Below are 18,556 nucleotides of genomic sequence, written 5' to 3' on the forward strand. Positions count from 1 at the left end.
GCACGCTATACCGGATTCGCAGGCGACCACGGGACCTAACCGGCATAGCATGGTCTCTCGTGTCTGATATTGCGGATTCCGCGAAGCGACTGTTCCTCGGTCGCCCCATGCGGAGCGATACTCTCGGCAACACCCTGCTGCCGAAGCGCACGGCTCTGCCCGTGTTCGCCTCGGACGCGCTCTCGTCCGTGGCGTACGCGCCGGACGAGATCCTCCTGACGCTCTCCCTGGCGGGGATCACGGCGGTGACGATCTCGCCGTGGGTCGGACTCGCCGTCGTCGTCGTCCTGCTGACCGTCGTGACCTCCTACCGGCAGAACGTGCGCGCGTACCCGTCGGGCGGTGGTGACTACGAGGTCGTCACCACCAACCTCGGGCCCAAGGCGGGCCTGGGCGTGGCGTCCGCGCTCCTCGTCGACTACGTCCTGACCGTCGCGGTCTCCATCTCGTCGGGCGCGCAGTACGCGGCGAGCGCCGTGCCCGCGCTGCGCGGGCACGAGGCGAGCCTCGCCGTCGTGGTCGTGGTGGTCCTGACGGTCGCGAACCTGCGCGGTCTGCGCGAGTCGGGCCGGCTCTTCGCGATTCCGGTGTACCTGTTCATGGGCGCGATCGGCGCGATCGCCGTCGTCGGGTTCGTGCAGTATCTGACCGGTAACCTCGGACGGGCCGAGAGCGCCGACTTCACCCTGACCGCCGAGTCGGGCTTCAGCGAGGGCCTCACCGGTCTCGCCGGGGCCTTTCTGGTCGCTCGGGCGTTCGCGTCGGGCTGTGCGGCCCTGACCGGGGTCGAGGCCATCAGCAACGGCGTGCCGGCCTTCAAGCGGCCGAAGTCCCGGAACGCGGCCGTCACGCTCGGGATGCTCGGCATCATCTCGGCCGCGATGCTGATGTCCATCCTCCTGCTCGCCCGCGAGACCGGGGTCAAGTACGTCGAGGACCCGCACACGCAGCTCGCGAACGCCTCCGGCGCGCTGCCGGCCGACTACGTCCAGCATCCCGTGATCAGCCAGCTCGCCGCGACCGTCTTCTCGGGCCACCCAATCGTGCTGATCCTCGTCGCGGTCGTGACCGGCGTGATCCTCGTCCTCGCCGCGAACACCGCGTTCAACGGGTTTCCGATCCTCGGGTCGATCCTCGCGAAGGACGGGTACCTGCCGCGCCAGCTGCACACGCGCGGGGACAGACTCGCCTTCTCGAACGGGATCATCACCCTCGCCGCCGGCGCGATCCTGCTCATCATCGTGTTCGACGCCCAGGTGACCCGGCTGATCCAGCTCTACATCGTCGGGGTGTTCATCTCGTTCACGCTCTCCCAGCTCGGGATGGTCAAGCACTGGAACCGTGCGCTACGGACCGCGATCGACCCGCGCGAGCGCGCACGGATGAAGCGGTCCCGCCTCGTCAACGCACTCGGGCTCGCGATGACCGCGAGCGTGCTGGTGACGGTGCTCGTCACCAAGTTCAGTCACGGTGCCTGGATCGCGATCGTCGCCATGATGGTCGTCTACGTGATCATGCTGGCGATCAAGAAGCACTACACCGGGGTCGCGCACGAGCTCGAGCTCGACGGGGACATCACCGAGGCGCGCGCCCTGCCGAGCCGTGTGCACGCCATCGTGCTGGTCTCCCGCCTGCACAAGCCCACGATGCGCGCGCTCGCCTACGCGCGTGCGTCGCGCCCCTCGGTGATCGAGGCGGTCACGGTCGGGGTGGACCGCGACTCGGTGGGCGAGCTCGTCGAGCAGTGGGAGTCTCTCGACCTCCCGGTGCCGCTGCGTGTGCTCGACTCTCCGTACCGTGAGATCACGCGGCCCGTGCTGGCCTACGTCAGGTCGATCCGTCGAGAGAGCCCGCGTGACCTCGTCGTGGTCTACATCCCGGAGTACGTCGTCGGCCACTGGTGGGAGCAGCTGCTGCACAACCAGAGCGCGCTGCGGCTCAAGGGGCGGCTGCTGTTCTCGCCCGGGGTGGTCGTGGCGTCGGTGCCCTGGCAGCTGAGCTCGTCGGGGGCGAGCGCCGGGAGTGCGGCCGGCGGCCCCGGCCGGGAGACAATCGACCCATGACACCTGAGACGTCCCCCCTGATCGAGATCGAGATCGGTCCCGTCGCCCACGGCGGCCACTGCGTCGCGCGGCACGACGGACGTGTCGTCTTCGTCCGGCACACGCTGCCCGGCGAGCGGGTCCGGGCGAGACTGACCGACGCGGGGGAGTCGGCGAAGTTCTGGCGCGCCGACGCCGTGGAGATCCTCGAGGCGTCGCCGGACCGGGTGACGCCCGCCTGGCCGGAGGCCGGACCCGGCGGCGTGGGTGGTGGGGAGCTCTCGCACGTCTCGCTGCCCGGGCAGCGGCGGTGGAAGGCCGCCGTGCTGAGGGAGCAGCTGTCGAGGTTGGCCACGATCGACCGTGACGTCGACGTCGAGGAGATGCCGGGGGACGAGGCGCGCGGGGGACTGGGCTACCGCACGCGTATCGACCTCGTCGCGGACGCCGAGGGCAGGGCAGGGATGGTCCGGCACCGGTCGCACGACGTCGTCCCTCTCGACTCGATGCCGCTCGCCTCGGAGGAGGTGGCGGCGCTCGCGGTCGCGGAGGGCGTCTTCACCCGCACGTGGGGACCCGGCGCGCGGCTCGAGCTCGTGGCCCCGGCCACCGGTGGGGCGCCCGTGCTGCTCGTCGACGGCAAGCCTGCGCACGGCGGCAAGCCCGACCGGCGACCGAACGCACGCCGGTCGGTCCACGAGGTGGTCGACCACGACGGGCGCCAGTATCGCTACCGTCTCCCCGCCGACGGGTTCTGGCAGGTCCACCGCGAGGCACCGCGCGCCCTTGTCGGCGCCGTGCTGCGGGCCGCGGGCGACGTGCGCGGGCTCCGCGTGCTGGACCTGTACTCCGGAGCCGGTCTCTTCACGGCCCCGCTGGCCGACGCGGTCGGGCCGGACGGCTCGGTCGTCGCGGTCGAGGGCGACGCCGACGCGGTGCGGGCCGCTCGCCGCAACGCCCACGGCCTCGACCGGGTCGACCTGCGGCACGGGGCCGTCGAGCGTGTCCTTGCCGGTCTCGACGAGGGTGCCCGTGCGGACGTCGTCGTCCTCGACCCCCCGCGCGTCGGAGCGGGTCGGCGAGTCGTCGACCAGGTCGCGGCTCTGTCTCCGTCACGCGTCGTCTACGTCGCGTGCGACCCGGCAGCCCTGGCGCGTGACGTCGGCTACCTCACGGCCCGGGGCTACGAGCTGGGGGACCTGCGGGCCTTCGACCTCTTCCCGCACACGCATCACCTGGAGGCCGTCGCGGTCATGGAGCGGTGAGGGGCAGGTCAGCATTGCCTAACTATCTTGACGTCAAGATATATGCGCTATGCTGGACGCGGACACAGTCCCGCCGCGCCCGGTCCGCCGGGCACTGCCAGTCGAAGCCCCCAGAGCCCGGCCGCGCCCACCTCCTGCACGGAGCCGCGGCCAGCGGCTCGCCAGCAGTGAAGGAGCAACCGTGAGCAGCGTCGACACGTTCGGGTCGAAGGGAAACCTGGAGGTCGGTGAGAACTCGTACGAGATCTTCCGACTCTCCGCCGTCGAGGGGACCGAGCGCCTTCCGTACAGCCTCAAGGTGCTTGCGGAGAACCTCCTGCGGACCGAGGACGGGGCGAACATCACCGCGGACCACGTGCGTGCCATCGCCGCCTGGGACCCGGACGCGCAGCCCGACACCGAGATCCAGTTCACGCCCGCGCGCGTGATCATGCAGGACTTCACCGGCGTGCCCTGCGTCGTGGACCTCGCCACCATGCGTGAGGCCGTCGCCGACCTCGGCGGGGACCCGGAGCGCATCAACCCGCTCGCGCCCGCCGAGATGGTCATCGACCACTCCGTGCAGATCGACGTCGCCGGCCGTGCCGACGCGTTCGAGCGCAACGTCGAGATCGAGTACCAGCGCAACCACGAGCGCTACCAGTTCCTGCGCTGGGGCCAGACGGCGTTCGACGACTTCAAGGTCGTGCCCCCGGGCACCGGCATCGTCCACCAGGTCAACATCGAGTACCTGGCGCGCACCGTCATGACCCGCGAGGTCGACGGCGTGCTCCGCGCCTACCCCGACACGTGCGTCGGCACCGACTCGCACACGACGATGGTCAACGGCCTCGGCGTGCTCGGCTGGGGCGTCGGCGGCATCGAGGCCGAGGCCGCGATGCTCGGACAGCCCGTCTCGATGCTGATCCCGCGCGTCGTGGGCTTCAAGCTCACGGGCGAGATCCCCGCCGGCGTGACCGCGACCGACGTGGTGCTCACGATCACCGAGATGCTGCGCCAGCACGGCGTCGTCGGAAAGTTCGTCGAGTTCTACGGCGACGGTGTCGCGTCGGTGCCGCTCGCCAACCGCGCCACGATCGGCAACATGAGCCCGGAGTTCGGCTCCACGGCCGCGATCTTCCCGATCGACGACGTGACGCTCGAGTACCTGCGCCTGACGGGCCGCAGCGAGGACCAGGTCGCACTGGTCGAGGCCTACTCCAAGGAGCAGGGGCTCTGGCTCGACCCGAGCGCCGAGAGCTACGTCCAGCCCAAGTTCTCCGAGTACATCGAGCTCGACCTCGGCTCCGTCGTTCCGTCGATCGCCGGGCCGAAGCGCCCGCAGGACCGGATCCAGCTCAGCCACGCAAAGTCTGCGTTCGCCCGCGACCTGCCGAACTACGCCTCTGACGTCATCGACTCGGTCGACCAGGCCGAGCTCGAGTCGTTCCCCGCGTCGGACTCGCCCTCGACCCACGCACAGGCGCGTCGCGAAGTCGCGGTGACGGACTCGAACGGCAAGGAGTTCAACCTCTTCCACGGCGCCGTGGCGATCGCGTCGATCACCTCGTGCACCAACACGTCGAACCCGTCGGTCATGATGGCCGCCGCGCTCGTCGCCAAGAAGGCCGTCGAGAAGGGACTGACCGCCAAGCCGTGGGTCAAGACCTCGATGGCCCCCGGCTCGCAGGTCGTGACGAACTACTACGAGAAGGCCGGCATGTGGCCCTACCTCGAGAAGCTCGGCTTCCACCTGGTCGGCTACGGCTGCGCCACCTGCATCGGCAACTCGGGCCCGCTCGACGAGAAGGTCTCCGAGGCGGTCCAGGAGAACGACCTCGCGGTCGTCTCCGTGCTCTCTGGGAACCGCAACTTCGAGGGGCGCATCAACCCCGACGTGAAGATGAACTACCTGGCCTCCCCGCCGCTCGTGATCGCGTACGCGCTGGCCGGGACGATGGAGTTCGACTTCGACCACGACCCGCTGGGCCGTGACGAGAACGGCGAGCCGATCTTCCTCAAGGACATCTGGCCGACGGCCGAGGAGGTCGAGCAGACCATCGCCGGGTCGATCGACCGCGCGATGTTCGAGTCCGACTACGCCGACGTCTTCACGGGCGACGAGCGCTGGCGCTCGCTCGAGACGCCCGAGGGCTCGACCTTCGAGTGGGACTCCGAGTCGACCTACGTGCGCAAGCCCCCGTACTTCGAGGGCATGGGCACGACGCCGGAGCCCGTCTCCGACATCTCGGGCGCCCGCGTCCTGGCGAAGCTGGGCGACTCGGTCACGACCGACCACATCTCGCCTGCCGGTGCGATCAAGACGGACAGCCCGGCCGGGGTCTACCTCGCCGAGAACGGGATCGCTCGCAAGGACTTCAACTCCTACGGCTCGCGCCGCGGGAACCACGAGGTCATGATCCGCGGGACGTTCGCGAACATCCGTCTGCGCAACCAGCTCCTGGACGACGTCGAGGGTGGCTACACCTTCAACTTCGTCAAGGGCGAGCAGGACACGATCTACGACGCCGCGCAGGACTACGCCGCGCAGGGCACCCCGCTCGTCGTCCTCGGTGGCAAGGAGTACGGCTCGGGCTCGTCCCGCGACTGGGCGGCCAAGGGCACCGCGCTCCTCGGGGTCAAGGCCGTCATCACGGAGAGCTTCGAGCGGATCCACCGCTCGAACCTCATCGGGATGGGCGTCCTCCCGCTGCAGTTCCCGGCCGGGGAGAGCGTCGAGTCCCTGGGGCTCGACGGCACGGAGACGTTCGACATCGCGGGTGTCACGGCGCTCAACGAGGGCCGCACGCCGTCGACGCTGGCCGTGACCGCGACCAAGGAGTCGGGCGAGACCGTCACGTTCGACGCCGTCGTCCGGATCGACACGCCGGGTGAGGCTGACTACTACCGCAACGGCGGCATCCTGCAGTACGTGCTGCGGTCGCTCGTCAACGCCTGACCGACCCGAGTCCCGGAGGGGCGTCCACCGTCACGGTGGGCGCCCCTACGGCGTCAGGGCCTCGTAGGACCGGCGGATCAGCCGCTCCAGGACGTCCATGTCCACGCGCTCGAGGTTCGTCACGTACAGGCACCCGACACCACGCCGGTGCGGTCCGAGCTCGGCGAGCAGGTGGTCGTCGTCGTCCTGGCCGTAGAGGTAGAACGTCGTCGCCGCGGTACGCGGCGAGAACGCCGCCGCGGGCATGTCGCCCTCGTGCCCGGTCGCGTACCGGTAGTGGTGGCTGCCGTAGCCGATGATGCTCGGCCCCCACATCACGGGCTCCAGCCCGGTGATCTGCGCGTGCAGGTCGAGGAGCGTGTAGGCGTCGCGGCGCCGTGTCGGAGAGCGGACGGTCTCCACGAACTGCCCGACGTCCGCGTCGGTCGGACGGGTCTTCGCCTCGTACGCCATCTCCTGACGGTAGCGAGGATCGACCGCGGGCGCCGACCGGGGCGGTCGAGGAACGGCCGCATCGGGAACGTTCGTTACGGGAACAGTTGCGGTGCGTCGTCGAGCACGGCGTCGATCGCGGCGAGCCCGAGGCGGCGGTAGGCGGCGTGGTCGTCGCTGCTCTCGACGAGCGCGCTGGCCACGACGACCGCCCATCCCGCTGCCCGCCGCCACGTGGCCCTCGAGGTGTCGCAGAGCTCGGTCACGACGGAGCGGAACTCGTCGCGCGCGGAGCGGTCGAAGGTGAGCCACGCGGTGGCGAGGTCGGTCGCCGGGTCACCCGCACAGACGTCGCCGAAGTCGATCACCGCACGGAGCTCGTGCGGCGCCGCCGTGTCGAGGACGAGGTTTCCCGGGTGGAGGTCGCCGTGGAGCCATCGCGGTGGGCCGTCCGCGACCGGTGCGGCGCACGCGGCGTCCCACACCTGGGTCAGGTCGCGGGCACGCGGTACGACGCCGGCATCCAGCCGTCGGCGCACGTCGCCGTCGCGGTGCGTCAGCGGGACCCCGCGGTACGGGTTTTCCGGGGCACCGGCCGGGGCGGGCGTATGGAGCGCCGCGAGGAACGTGGCGAGCGGTCGGGCGGCCGCACCACGGCTCCGGCCGTCGAGGCTCAGCGCGCTCACCCCCTCGAACCACGGGACGACGCTCCAGGCCCACGGGAACGACGACGTGGGCCTGCCCACCCGGACCGGTGCTGGTACGGGACAGGGGACGAGCGCAGCGATCGACGGCAGCCAGCGCTGCTCGTGGCGGACGAGGTCGGCCGAGAGACGACGGCGCGGCAGTCGGACCGCGAGGTGGTCGCCGAGGCGCAGGGTCGCGTTGTCCCACCCGTCGGTCTCGGGTCGCAGGGGCAGGGTGGCGAGGTCCGGGTGCTGCTCGCGGAGTAGCTCCCGGACGAGGTCCGTGTCGATCCGGACGTCGGCGCGAGGGGTGTCGGCCACGGCGCTAGAGGACCGGACGTTCGTCTGCCGCGTCCCAGGGTTCCGCCCAGCCGAGCCGCTCGAAGAGAGCGTCCAGGACCCCTCCTGTGAAACCCCAGACGATGTGCTCGCCCTCGTTCCCGACGACGCGGAAGGCGGGGCTCCGGAACGTCCGCGAGCCGTGTCGCACGACGGCCGTGAACCGGGACCGGGGGTCGAGAAGGTCTGCGACCGGCGCACGGAACACGTACGCCGACTCGCGCTCGTCCACGACGGCGACGGGCGAGGGCTCGGCCCACCACGCCAGCACCGGGGTGACGCGGTGGTTCGAGACGGGGAGGGGGAGTGCGCCCAGCGGGCCCAGCACCTCGACCCCGGCAGGGTCGAGGCCGGTCTCCTCGACCGCCTCGCGCATCGCGGCGTCGAGCACCGAGTCGTCCTCGGGGTCGACCCGCCCGCCGGGGAAGGCGACCTGCCCGGGGTGGCTGCCGAGCGTCGTGGCCCGTGCCAGGAGGAGCACGTCCAGCTCGGCGGCCACGGCCTGCGAGCGGTGCTCGGCCGGGACGTGGTCCAGGGCCCCGAACAGGACGAGGACGGCCGCCTCACGGGCCGTGGCGTCCAGGCGTCCGACGGCGAGCCGCCACGGGCGAGGCCAGGCCCCGCCGTCGTCGGTCAGGTGAGCGAGCTCGTCCCGGGCCCGGCCGAGCGGTCGAGAGGCGCTCACCAGCCGGCGGGCAGCGGACGCCCCTCCTCGTACCCGGCCGCCGACTGGATGCCGACGACGGCGCGTTCGGCGAACTCCGGCAGGCTCGTGGCCCCCGCGTAGGTGCAGGAGCTCCGGAGTCCGGAGGTGATCTCGTCGATCAGGTCCTCGACGCCGGGACGCTGCGGGTCGAGGTACATCCGGGAGGAGCTGATGCCCTCCTCGTACAGGCCCTTGCGGGCACGGTCGAACGCTGATCCGCCGGCCGTCCGCGCGGCGACAGCCCGGGCCGAGGCCATCCCGAAGCTCTCCTTGTAGCGACGCCCGGTGCCGTCGTCGTGCAGGTCGCCCGGCGACTCGAACGTCCCCGCGAACCACGACCCGATCATCACCTGCGAGGCTCCTGCGGCCAGGGCGAGCGCGACGTCGCGCGGGTGTCGGACCCCGCCGTCGGCCCACACGTGCTTGCCCAGCTCGCGGGCGGCGGCGGCGCACTCGAGCACCGCCGAGAACTGTGGCCGCCCGACCGCCGTCATCATGCGCGTCGTGCACATCGCCCCGGGGCCGACCCCGACCTTGACGATGTCTGCGCCCGCGGCGACGAGGTCCCGGACGCCGTCGGCGGTGACGACGTTGCCTGCGGCGATCGGCACGGTCGGCTCGAGCGCCCGGACGGCGGCGAGCGCCTCGAGCATCTTGGTCTGGTGGCCGTGCGCGGTGTCGACGACGAGGACGTCGACGCCGGCCCGCAGGAGGTCGGCGGCCTTGGTGGCGACGTCGCCGTTGATCCCGACGGCGGCGCCGATGCGCAGACGGCCGGAGTCGTCGAGGGCGGGGGAGTAGATGCTGGACCGCAGCGCGCCCTTGCGCGTGAGGATGCCGACGAGGGCACCGTCCCGGACGACGGGTGCGACGTGGACCCGTGCGGTGTGCAGCTGCTCGAACGCGCGACGGAGCCCGTCGGTGCCGTCGAGGTCGGCGGCGTCTACGACGACGCTTGCGTCCGACATCACCGCGTGGACCTGGGTGAAGCGGTCGACACCCTCGCAGTCGCCGCCGGTGACGATCCCGAGGACCTGCTCGTCCTCCACGACGACGGCGGCCCCGTGCGCCCGCTTGCCGAGCAGCGTCAGGGCCGTGTGCACGGTGTCGTGGGGGCCGACCGTCACCGCCGTGTCGACCACCGGGTCCTTGGCCTTGACCGAGGCGACGACGTCCGCGACCACGTCGGTCGGCACGTCCTGCGGGATGATCGCGATCCCGCCGCGTCGTGCCACGGTCTCTGCCATCCGACGCCCGGCGACCGCCGTCATGTTCGCGACGACGAGCGGGAGGGTGGTCCCCGTGCCGTCGTCCGTCGCGAGGTCGACGTCGAACCGTGAGGTGACCTCGGAGCGGGACGGAACCATGAACACGTCGCCGTAGGTGAGGTCCGTCGTGGGGTGCTGATCGGAGAGGAAGTGCATACCCTGAGTCTACGGTGGTGGTCTGTGACACTGCGCACATGCCACGGCGGTGTCACCATCGGGCCGGTCGACCGCCTATGGTGGTCCGGCTATGGAGAACGGAGCACCCATGTCGTCAAGTCGCGGGCCACTGCTGGCCGGCATCACGTCGCCGGAGGACGTACGACGCCTCTCGAGCGCCCAGACCGTCCGGCTGTCCCAGGAGATCCGGGACTTCCTCGTCGACTCGGTCTCACGGACCGGGGGACACCTGGGGCCCAACCTCGGCGTCGTCGAGATGACGGTCGCGATGCACCGTGTCTTCCGCTCGCCGACCGACACCTTCGTCTTCGACACGGGCCACCAGTCCTACGTGCACAAGCTGTTGACGGGGCGTCAGGACTTCTCCGAGCTGCGGTCCAAGGACGGGCTGTCGGGCTACCCGAGCCGGGCGGAGTCCGCGCACGACGTCGTCGAGAACTCTCACGCGTCGACCGCGCTGAGCTGGGCCGACGGGATCGCCAAGGCCAACGTCGTGCGTGGTCTGACGGACCGCCATGTCGTCGCCGTCATCGGCGACGGCGCGCTGACGGGCGGCATGGCCTGGGAGGCGCTGAACAACATCGCGGAGTCGCAGGACCGCAGGCTGGTCGTGGTGGTCAACGACAACGGCCGCTCCTACTCGCCCACGATCGGCGGCCTCGCGCACCACCTGGACACCCTGAGGGTCACCCAGGGGTACGAGGCCTTCCTCGGGTGGGGCAAGCGTGCCCTGACCCGTGGCGGCGCGCCCGGCCGCTTCGCCTACGACTGGCTGCACGGGCTCAAGAAGGGCCTCAAGGACGTCGTCGCCCCGCAGGGCATGTTCGAGGACCTCGGGATGAAGTACATCGGTCCTGTCGACGGGCACGACGTCGAGGCGATGGAGCGCGCGCTGCGCGCCGCACGCGCGTTCGGTGAGCCGGTGATCGTCCACGCGATCACCGAGAAGGGCCGCGGGTACAGCCCGGCGGAGCAGGACGTCGCGGACCGGTTCCACGCGGTCGGCAAGATCCACCCGGAGACCGGGCTGCCCGTGGCACCGTCGCGGTTCGGGTGGACGTCGGTCTTCGCCGACGAGATCGTCGAGATCGGGCGCGACCGCAAGGACGTCGTCGCGATCACTGCGGCGATGCTGCACCCCGTGGGCCTGGCTCCGTTCGCCCAGGAGTTCCCCGACCGCACGTTCGACGTCGGGATCGCCGAGCAGCACGCGGCTACCTCCGCGGCGGGAATGGCCTTCGCCGGCCTCCACCCGGTCGTTGCCGTGTACGCGACATTTCTTAACCGAGCCTTTGATCAGGTTTTGCTTGACGTTGCCCTTCACCGGGCGGGTGTGACGTTCGTCCTGGACCGCGCCGGAGTGACCGGGTCGGACGGGGCGAGCCACAACGGCATGTGGGACATGGCGATGCTCCGCATCGTCCCCGGTCTGCGTCTCGCCGCGCCCCGGGACGAGAAGACCCTGCGCACGGCGCTCCGCGAGGCCGTGGACGTCGACGACGCACCGACCGTGGTCCGCTACCCCAAGGGTGCGATCCCCGCGCCGATCGAGGCGGTCGACACGATCGACGGCGTCGACGTGCTCGCACGGCACACGGGCGACCCGGACGCGCCGCGCGTGCTCGTCGTGGGCGTGGGCTCGATGGTGCCCGTCGCCCTCGACGCGGCCTCGTCCCTGGCTCTGCACGGCGTTGCCGCGACGGTCGTCGCCCCGACGTGGGTGCTGCCGGTGCCGCCCGCCGTGGTCAAGCTCGTCCCGGAGCACGACGTCGTCGTCACCGTCGAGGACGGGCTCGTCGACGGCGGGGTGGGTGCGGCGATCGCCCAGAGGTCGGCGGAGGCCGGGGCGGGCTCGAGGTTCGTCCATGCCGGCATCGGACACGAGTTCCTCGACACCGCGGAGCGGTCGGAGATCCTCGACGCACAGCGGATGACGGCCGGTGACGTGGTGCGCGACGTCCTCGGCGCGCTCGGCCGAGCCTGACGCCGCGCGGTGTGATCCGCGTCTATCTCCGACATCACGGAATCTTGACGCGCCTTGTGAATACATTCACGATATCCTAAAGGGGCGACGACGGACCGTCCTCGCCGCACGGAGGAGACACGAATGACGAGCGTTTCGCAGGCTGCGCAGACCACCGGTGACGACGCACCTGTCGCTGCCTGGGCCGGATTCACTCCGGGCCCCTGGTGCGACCAGGTCGACGTCAGGAACTTCATCCAGGAGAACTACACGCCCTACGAGGGCGACGGGACCTTCCTCGCCGGCGCCACCGCCCGGACCACGGGTATCTGGGACCAGCTGAGCGCGATGTTCCCGGCCGAGCGCGAGAAGGGCGTCTACGACGTCTCCTACGACGTGCCCGCCGGCATCACCGCGCACGAGCCCGGCTACATCAACGAGGCCGCGGAGCTCATCGTCGGCCTGCAGACCGACGCCCCCCTGAAGCGCGCCATCATGCCGAACGGCGGATGGCGCATGGTCGAGGGCGCGCTCAACACCTACGGCTACCCGGTGGACCAGAACCTCAAGAAGGTCTTCACCGAGTACCGCAAGACGCACAACCAGGGTGTCTTCGATGTCTACCCGCCGAACGTCCGCGCCGCACGCAGCTCGCACATCATCACGGGGCTGCCCGACGCCTACGGCCGTGGCCGGATCATCGGTGACTACCGCCGCGTCGCGCTCTACGGGGTCGACCAGCTGGTCGCCGCGAAGAAGGTCGACAAGCTCACGCTCGAGACCCAGCCGTTCAGCGAGAAGATCGCCCGCGAGCGCGAGGAGCACTCGGAGCAGATCCGTGCGCTCGGCGAGCTCAAGGAGATGGCGGCCTCGTACGGCTACGACATCTCGGGCCCGGCGACCACCGCCCGTGAGGCCGTGCAGTGGCTCTACTTCGGCTTCCTCGCCGCGGTCAAGGAGCAGAACGGCGCCGCGATGTCGCTCGGGCGCACCTCGACCTTCCTCGACGTGTACATCGAGCGCGACCTCGCGGCCGGCGTCCTCACCGAGGAGCAGGCCCAGGAGATCATGGACGACTTCGTGATCAAGCTGCGCATCGTCCGGTTCCTGCGCACCCCCGAGTACGACGCGCTGTTCTCCGGCGACCCGACGTGGGTCACCGAGACGATCGGCGGCATGGGGGAGGACGGGCGCCCGCTCGTCACCAAGAACTCCTTCCGGATGCTCCAGACCCTCTACAACCTGGGCCCGGCACCCGAGCCGAACATGACCGTCTTCTGGACGGACAAGCTGCCGCAGGGATTCAAGGACTTCTGCTCGCAGGTCTCGATCGACACCTCCGCCGTCCAGTACGAGTCGGACGACGAGATCCGTGCGGCCTGGGGCGACGACGCGGCGATCGCGTGCTGCGTGTCACCGATGGCCGTCGGCAAGCAGATGCAGTTCTTCGGGGCGCGGGTCAACCTGGCCAAGACGCTCCTCTACGCCATCAACGGTGGTCGCGACGAGGTGTCGGGCAAGCAGGTCTCGCCGACCGTCGCGCCCGTCCCCGAGGGGCAGCCGCTGGACTACGACGACGTCCGTGCGCGCTTCGACAAGACGATGGACTGGCTCGCGGAGACCTATGTCGAGGCGCTCAACTGCATCCACTGGTCGCACGACAAGTACGCGTACGAGCGACTCGAGATGGCGCTGCACGACAAGGACGTGCTGCGCACCATGGCCTGCGGGATCGCCGGACTCTCCGTCGCGGCCGACTCGCTCTCCGCGATCCGGTACGCGAGCGTCACCCCGGTCTTCGACGACCGCGGCGTCGTCGTCGACTACGTCACCGAGGGTGACTACCCCGCCTACGGCAACGACGACGACCGCGCCGACTCGATCGCCGTCGAGCTCGTCGAGTCGTTCATGGAGAAAATCCGTCGGCACACGATGTACCGCGACGCGGTGCCCACGCAGTCCGTGCTGACGATCACCTCGAACGTCGTGTACGGCAAGGCGACGGGCAACACGCCCGACGGCCGTCGGGCCGGCGAGCCGTTCTCCCCGGGGGCCAACCCGATGAACGGCCGTGACACGCACGGCATGCTCGCCTCGGCGCTGTCGGTGGCCAAGCTGCCGTACGAGGAGTCCCAGGACGGGATCTCGCTCACGAACACGATCGTGCCCGCCGGGCTCGGCCGGACGCGCGAGGAGCAGATCACGAACCTCTCCGGCCTGCTCGACGCCTCGTTCGGCGGCGGTGGCTACCACATGAACGTCAACGTGCTGGTGCGCGAGACGCTCGAGGACGCCATGGCACACCCCGAGAAGTACCCGCAGCTCACGATCCGTGTCTCCGGGTACGCCGTGAACTTCGTCCGCCTCACCCGCGAGCAGCAGCTCGACGTGCTCTCGCGGACCTTCCACGGCACCGTCTGACATGACCTGCCAGGTCGAGACGACCGACCTCGAGGCCCCCACCCGCCGTCGTGCGGGTGCGGGGCTTCGGGGGCTGTCCACCTCAGAGGTTCCGCGTGCAGAGAAGTTCGCACTGATGCGGACCGGCGAGCTCGGGTCGATGCACTCGTGGGAGCTCGTCACGGCGGTGGACGGCCCGGGGACCCGGATGACGATGTTCCTGTCCGGCTGCCCCCTGCGCTGCCTGTACTGCCACAACCCCGATACCTTCGCGATGAAGGACGGCGACCCCGTCCTCGCCGACGAGGTGCTGGCACGGATCAAGCGGTACCGCGGCGTCTTCTCCGCGACGAACGGCGGCATCACGCTCTCGGGCGGCGAGGTCCTCATGCAGCCGGCGTTCGCCGGCCGGATTCTGCGCGGCGCCAAGGAGATGGGCGTCCACACGTGCATCGACACGTCGGGATTCCTGGGCGCCAACGCCTCGGACGAGATGCTCGACGACGTCGACCTGGTTCTCCTCGACATCAAGGCGGGCGACGAGGAGACCTACCAGCGCGTGACGAGCCGGTCGTTGGCTCCGACGATCGCCTTCGGTCGACGTCTCGCAGAGCTCGGCAAGAAGGTCTGGGTCCGGTTCGTGCTCGTGCCGGGACTTACCGACGACCCACGCAACGTCGAGCTCGTGGCCGGGCACGCCGCCGCGATCGAGGCGGTGCGCCCCGGGACCGTCGAGCGCGTCGAGGTGCTGCCGTTCCACCAGATGGCCCGCGACAAGTGGGCCGAGCTCGGCCGGACGTACGAGCTCGGTGACACCGAGCCGCCGACCCCCGAGGCGACCGAAGCCGTCCGCAACGTGTTCCGTGCCGAGGGACTGACGACGTTCTGACAGAATTCGCGTGATTCGAACTGTCACCGCCAAGGGGATTCCCCAGCTATCCGGTACGTGGATCGGAGTGCCGAAGACGTCCGCCGCGGACGGTCACCGGTGGCAGGAGGCCCGTCGCTGGCAGTGTCATCAGGTACGGCTGTTTCGGATCGAGTAGGCGCATTCGTCGGATTCGTATACATCGCTCCTGGTGTGCTCTGAGCGGACGGATGGAGGTTCGGTGGCGACACCCCTGCGCGTTCATGCTGAGACGGCCACGACCTGGACCGTCGTCGGACCGGACCGCCGCGTCATCGAAACCGTCGAGGACTACCGAGAGCTGATCCCCCAGTCGGACTACTCCCAGCACACGGTCCGCGCGTACGCCAAGGCGTTGGCGATGTGGGCGACGTTCCTCGAGGACCGTCAGCGTGCCTGGGATGCCGTGGTGCTTGCTGACTTCGGTGCGTTCTTGCGAGCCCTCCGGGCGGGCGAGATCGGTGCGGGCGTCTCGGCTCTACGGCCAGAGCGGGTGGTCTCCGGCGCCACCGTCGCGGCCCGACTTAGGCCGGTGATGCGCTTCTACCAGTTGCACGGGGCGATGGGCGTCCCCGCACCGTCCTTCCTCTACGAGCAGGTCAACGCCCGCTCCGGCCGGCACCTGCCGTTCCTCGAACATGTCGCCCGTCGGAAGGGCAGCCGACGCTCGCGGTTGAGGGTCCGGACTCAGATGAGGGACGTTCCGGTCCTCGGCCCGGCGGCGATCGATGACTTGATCGCGGCTGAAGTCGCCTTCGACCCTGTCGCTTCAGCATCGAGACTGGACGACAGGGCGTGGGGACACAACCAGCGTGGAGATCGTCCCTTGTCCGCATCCGCACGGGATCAGGCCCGAGAGTGGTTCTCGGCGGGTGTTCGTCGGCAGCCGAGCCGATCGCTTGTACGGCGACTACGTGTGGTGGCTGTGCGAGCGCGGCGCGGATGCCGCCGTCGTCGACTGGGACTCGGCGTACATCTTCTGCAACGTCTACCGGGAGCCGATGTTGGGGCCACTGCGCGTCGAGAGCGTCTACGCGCACCTCGAGCGGACGAGGCGGCGCGTGCCCCTGGTGCCCGCCGCTTTGACCCGGCACTGGTTTCGCCACATCACGCCACGGCATTGCTGCGCGCGGGCACGCCCCTGCACGTGGTCAGCGCACGGCTCGGCCACAGGAGTGTGCAGACCACGACCAACACCTACGGGCACGTCACGGACGATGCCGTGTTGGCGGCGCTAGCGAACTGGCACGAGGTCGCCGCCGGCTGGGCGGCGAGGGCCGATGGCTGAGCCCGAAGCGGGCACCGGTAGGAGCGGCTGGGCGGCCAAGCGTGCCGACCGCGTGATCCCCAACGGATGGTGCAAGCTCCCCACGGCAGACATGCAACCGCGGCAATGCGTGTCTCACCTGCGACAAGTTCGTCACCGACGTCAGGCCGCGTTCCGCACCCGATACGGAACGGCAATGGACGACGAGAACCTCTGGCTTCAAGGCCGGCAGGCCGAGACGTGCTCCCTGAGCCAGATCCTCATCGCCATCGAAGACGTCTCCGGACCTCGCCGGGCGGTCCGAGGGGCGGGGACGGTCGATCAGCCCAAGAACCCTGCCCCAGCAGCCGGAGGAACAGCATGAGTGAGCACCTCGTGGAGGCCGCGAAGGCGCGTCATGCAGACTCCCTCGCCAAGGCGAACGCCGCACTCGTCGTCCTCTCCGGAGCCGGCGAACCGACCACCTTCGCCGCAGTCGCCCGTACGGCCGGAGTGCCGACTGACTTTCTGTACGCGACGCCTAGCCTCCGGATACGCATTGACGAGCTCCGCCGAGCACATCGGCCGGAAGCCGAGATGCCGTCTGCCCCAGGCGCCGGTGCCAGCTCAGCGATTCGGGCACTCGCCGCACGGTCCAAGGACGAACGGCAGCGGCACCGAAACGAGGTGCGGACGCTCGAGCAGGCACCGGCCGCAGCCCACGGCGGGAACCTCGAACTTCGGCGCCGAATCGCACTGTTGGGTGATCGAGCACCGAGTACATTCAAGCGAACTTTTCGGCTGACGACTCGAACTCGGCGCGCTCGAAATCGGAATCGTTCCATACCTCGCAACCGAGCTCGACCAAGCCGCCGATGAGATGATCCTGTCAAAGACGATCGCCTCGTTCGCGGGCAGGACCAACACACTCGCCGACCCAGACTTTGCGCCGCGACCGTCGATCGCCTCACCTTTAACGGCGCCATAATCGAAACCGAGCGACGACTCCCGTGAAAACCTAGGATCTAGTCGAGCGTCACAGTTACGAGCAACGGTGCCGCAAGTCCTCGCCTTACGGCACAATCAGCCAATAGAGCAGCAACCCAGCCGATCGCGTCAAGGCTCCAGCCAGAAACGGAGCCATAGATGCGCAGACCATCACCACGGGGACCTTGCCAAACTCGGTCTGGAAAGGCCGAATGTGCCGCCGAGCCTTCTATGCATTTGTTAGCCTCGAAGACAGGTGATGCATATGATTCTAAATCTTCTATAAGCCCCGATGAGAATTCCGGGGTGAATCGCGACCTAGCACCCACGGCAATATCTATCGACACTCGAACGCGCTTCGGGTGTTCGAGCGCACCATTAAACCAATCTCGCATCGCTACACTCGGCGCCAACGCAGCATGGCCATTCCGTCCGACAGACAGCTGGGAGATCGGCAACACCAATTGCGCCGCTCGGAGCTCAAACTCGCCCAAGGTCGCTGCGACGGCAGCCGCGCAGCAAAGGAAGGGTTCAGTTGGAAGAGGGCGCGAATCGGGCAATTTGTCAATGCCAACCTGGAACCAGAGTGTCGGCGCAAGACTTCTGCTGTCTGTTCCTATCGGACCATATCCCCCATCATTCATTTGCCATAGGCCCGCATTTCCAACTACGCGTTCATTGCCGCTCGGGTCAACAATGACCATGCGTTCGTCGAGCCAACCCATTGCTTGCGAACGCTGGACGAACCGAGAGTACGGGTCATTGTTGAGGTTGTGTTGGCGGTCCGGATCGATCCGGGACTTGCCCCAGACTGCCCCCAGGAGCGGTCGGGGCGCAGCTGCGGCGCCCCGACCGCCATGAATGCCCGGCCGCATCTCTCCGGATGCCATCATCATCTCACCGCCACACAGAATCCTCAGAGAACCCTGCAATAGACATCTGCTTGCCGGTAAGGCACTTCTGACGTGTCGATCTGTCCATCAACATCCACGTCAACATGAGCACGCCACGACACTCGCGTGTCGTCGTTGCAGTCTTCGTGGGCGGTCACTCGGTAGCTGCTGCCGCCCCCGGGCTTCAGAGGGTTCCTGGGCGAACAGTTCATTCGTTCCCAGTAGCCCTCTGAGCCGTTCGTAAAGTACTCGTAGAGGCATACCTGTACGTGAGCAGTCGCGGCTGTGCATGTTCCCTTCTTCCACC

At 69.2% G+C, this 18,556-nt stretch carries 11 protein-coding genes; 7 read left to right on the forward strand and 4 right to left on the reverse strand.

Annotation, left to right across the window (positions count from 1 at the left end; translation table 11 throughout):
* Window positions 1–59: 59 nt before the first annotated feature.
* The 3 genes from BLU20_RS07870 (at window position 60) to acnA (ending at window position 6,245) form a co-directional block, all read left to right on the forward strand.
* Entirely contained in the window at window positions 60–2,063 is a 2,004-nt protein-coding gene (locus BLU20_RS07870) for an APC family permease (RefSeq protein WP_083372176.1), read from the forward strand.
* Complete coding sequence (locus BLU20_RS07875; protein WP_083372177.1) at window positions 2,060–3,307, forward strand: class I SAM-dependent RNA methyltransferase; 1,248 nt, start codon at window positions 2,060–2,062, stop codon at window positions 3,305–3,307. The genes BLU20_RS07870 and BLU20_RS07875 overlap by 4 nt, the downstream gene beginning before the upstream one ends.
* A 181-nt stretch (window positions 3,308–3,488) precedes the next feature.
* Window positions 3,489–6,245: an aconitate hydratase AcnA gene (acnA, locus tag BLU20_RS07880; protein ID WP_083372178.1), complete on the forward strand. Its 2,757-nt coding sequence runs from the start codon at window positions 3,489–3,491 to the stop codon at window positions 6,243–6,245.
* 45 nt (window positions 6,246–6,290) lie between these two features.
* Here acnA and BLU20_RS07885 read toward each other — a convergent pair whose 3' ends face one another.
* The 4 genes from BLU20_RS07885 to BLU20_RS07900 form a co-directional block, all read right to left on the reverse strand.
* Window positions 6,291–6,698, reverse strand: coding sequence for a DUF1801 domain-containing protein (locus BLU20_RS07885; RefSeq protein ID WP_029253545.1), 408 nt, complete (start codon window positions 6,696–6,698; stop codon window positions 6,291–6,293).
* Window positions 6,699–6,772: 74 nt separating this feature from the next.
* Window positions 6,773–7,684: an aminoglycoside phosphotransferase family protein gene (locus BLU20_RS07890; RefSeq protein ID WP_083372179.1), complete on the reverse strand. Its 912-nt coding sequence runs from the start codon at window positions 7,682–7,684 to the stop codon at window positions 6,773–6,775.
* A gap of 4 nt (window positions 7,685–7,688) precedes the next feature.
* Window positions 7,689–8,387 (reverse strand): NUDIX hydrolase, encoded by a 699-nt coding sequence (locus BLU20_RS07895; protein WP_157270392.1) that lies wholly within the window; start codon window positions 8,385–8,387, stop codon window positions 7,689–7,691.
* Window positions 8,384–9,832 carry a GuaB1 family IMP dehydrogenase-related protein gene (locus BLU20_RS07900; protein WP_083372180.1) on the reverse strand — a complete coding sequence of 483 codons (1,449 nt, stop codon included), beginning with the start codon at window positions 9,830–9,832 and terminating at the stop codon, window positions 8,384–8,386. The genes BLU20_RS07895 and BLU20_RS07900 overlap by 4 nt, the downstream gene beginning before the upstream one ends.
* 109 nt (window positions 9,833–9,941) lie before the next feature.
* On the opposite strand from BLU20_RS07900, the gene dxs reads away from it, so the two are divergent.
* The 4 genes from dxs to BLU20_RS07920 all read left to right on the forward strand — a co-directional run bounded on the left by dxs (window position 9,942) and on the right by BLU20_RS07920 (window position 16,411).
* Entirely contained in the window at window positions 9,942–11,837 is a 1,896-nt protein-coding gene (gene dxs / locus BLU20_RS07905; RefSeq protein WP_083372181.1) for a 1-deoxy-D-xylulose-5-phosphate synthase, read from the forward strand.
* 123 nt (window positions 11,838–11,960) lie between these two features.
* Window positions 11,961–14,237, forward strand: coding sequence for a formate C-acetyltransferase (gene pflB, locus BLU20_RS07910; protein WP_083372182.1), 2,277 nt, complete (start codon window positions 11,961–11,963; stop codon window positions 14,235–14,237).
* Window position 14,238: 1 nt separating this feature from the next.
* Window positions 14,239–15,105, forward strand: a complete 867-nt coding sequence (gene pflA, locus BLU20_RS07915) for a pyruvate formate-lyase-activating protein (protein ID WP_083372183.1) — start codon at window positions 14,239–14,241, stop codon at window positions 15,103–15,105.
* A gap of 220 nt (window positions 15,106–15,325) precedes the next feature.
* Entirely contained in the window at window positions 15,326–16,411 is a 1,086-nt protein-coding gene (locus tag BLU20_RS07920) for a site-specific integrase (protein ID WP_157270394.1), read from the forward strand.
* The last annotated feature ends 2,145 nt before the right edge of the window (window positions 16,412–18,556 follow it).

This window comes from Paraoerskovia marina, assembly GCF_900105445.1.
Taxonomy (GTDB): domain Bacteria; phylum Actinomycetota; class Actinomycetes; order Actinomycetales; family Cellulomonadaceae; genus Paraoerskovia; species Paraoerskovia marina.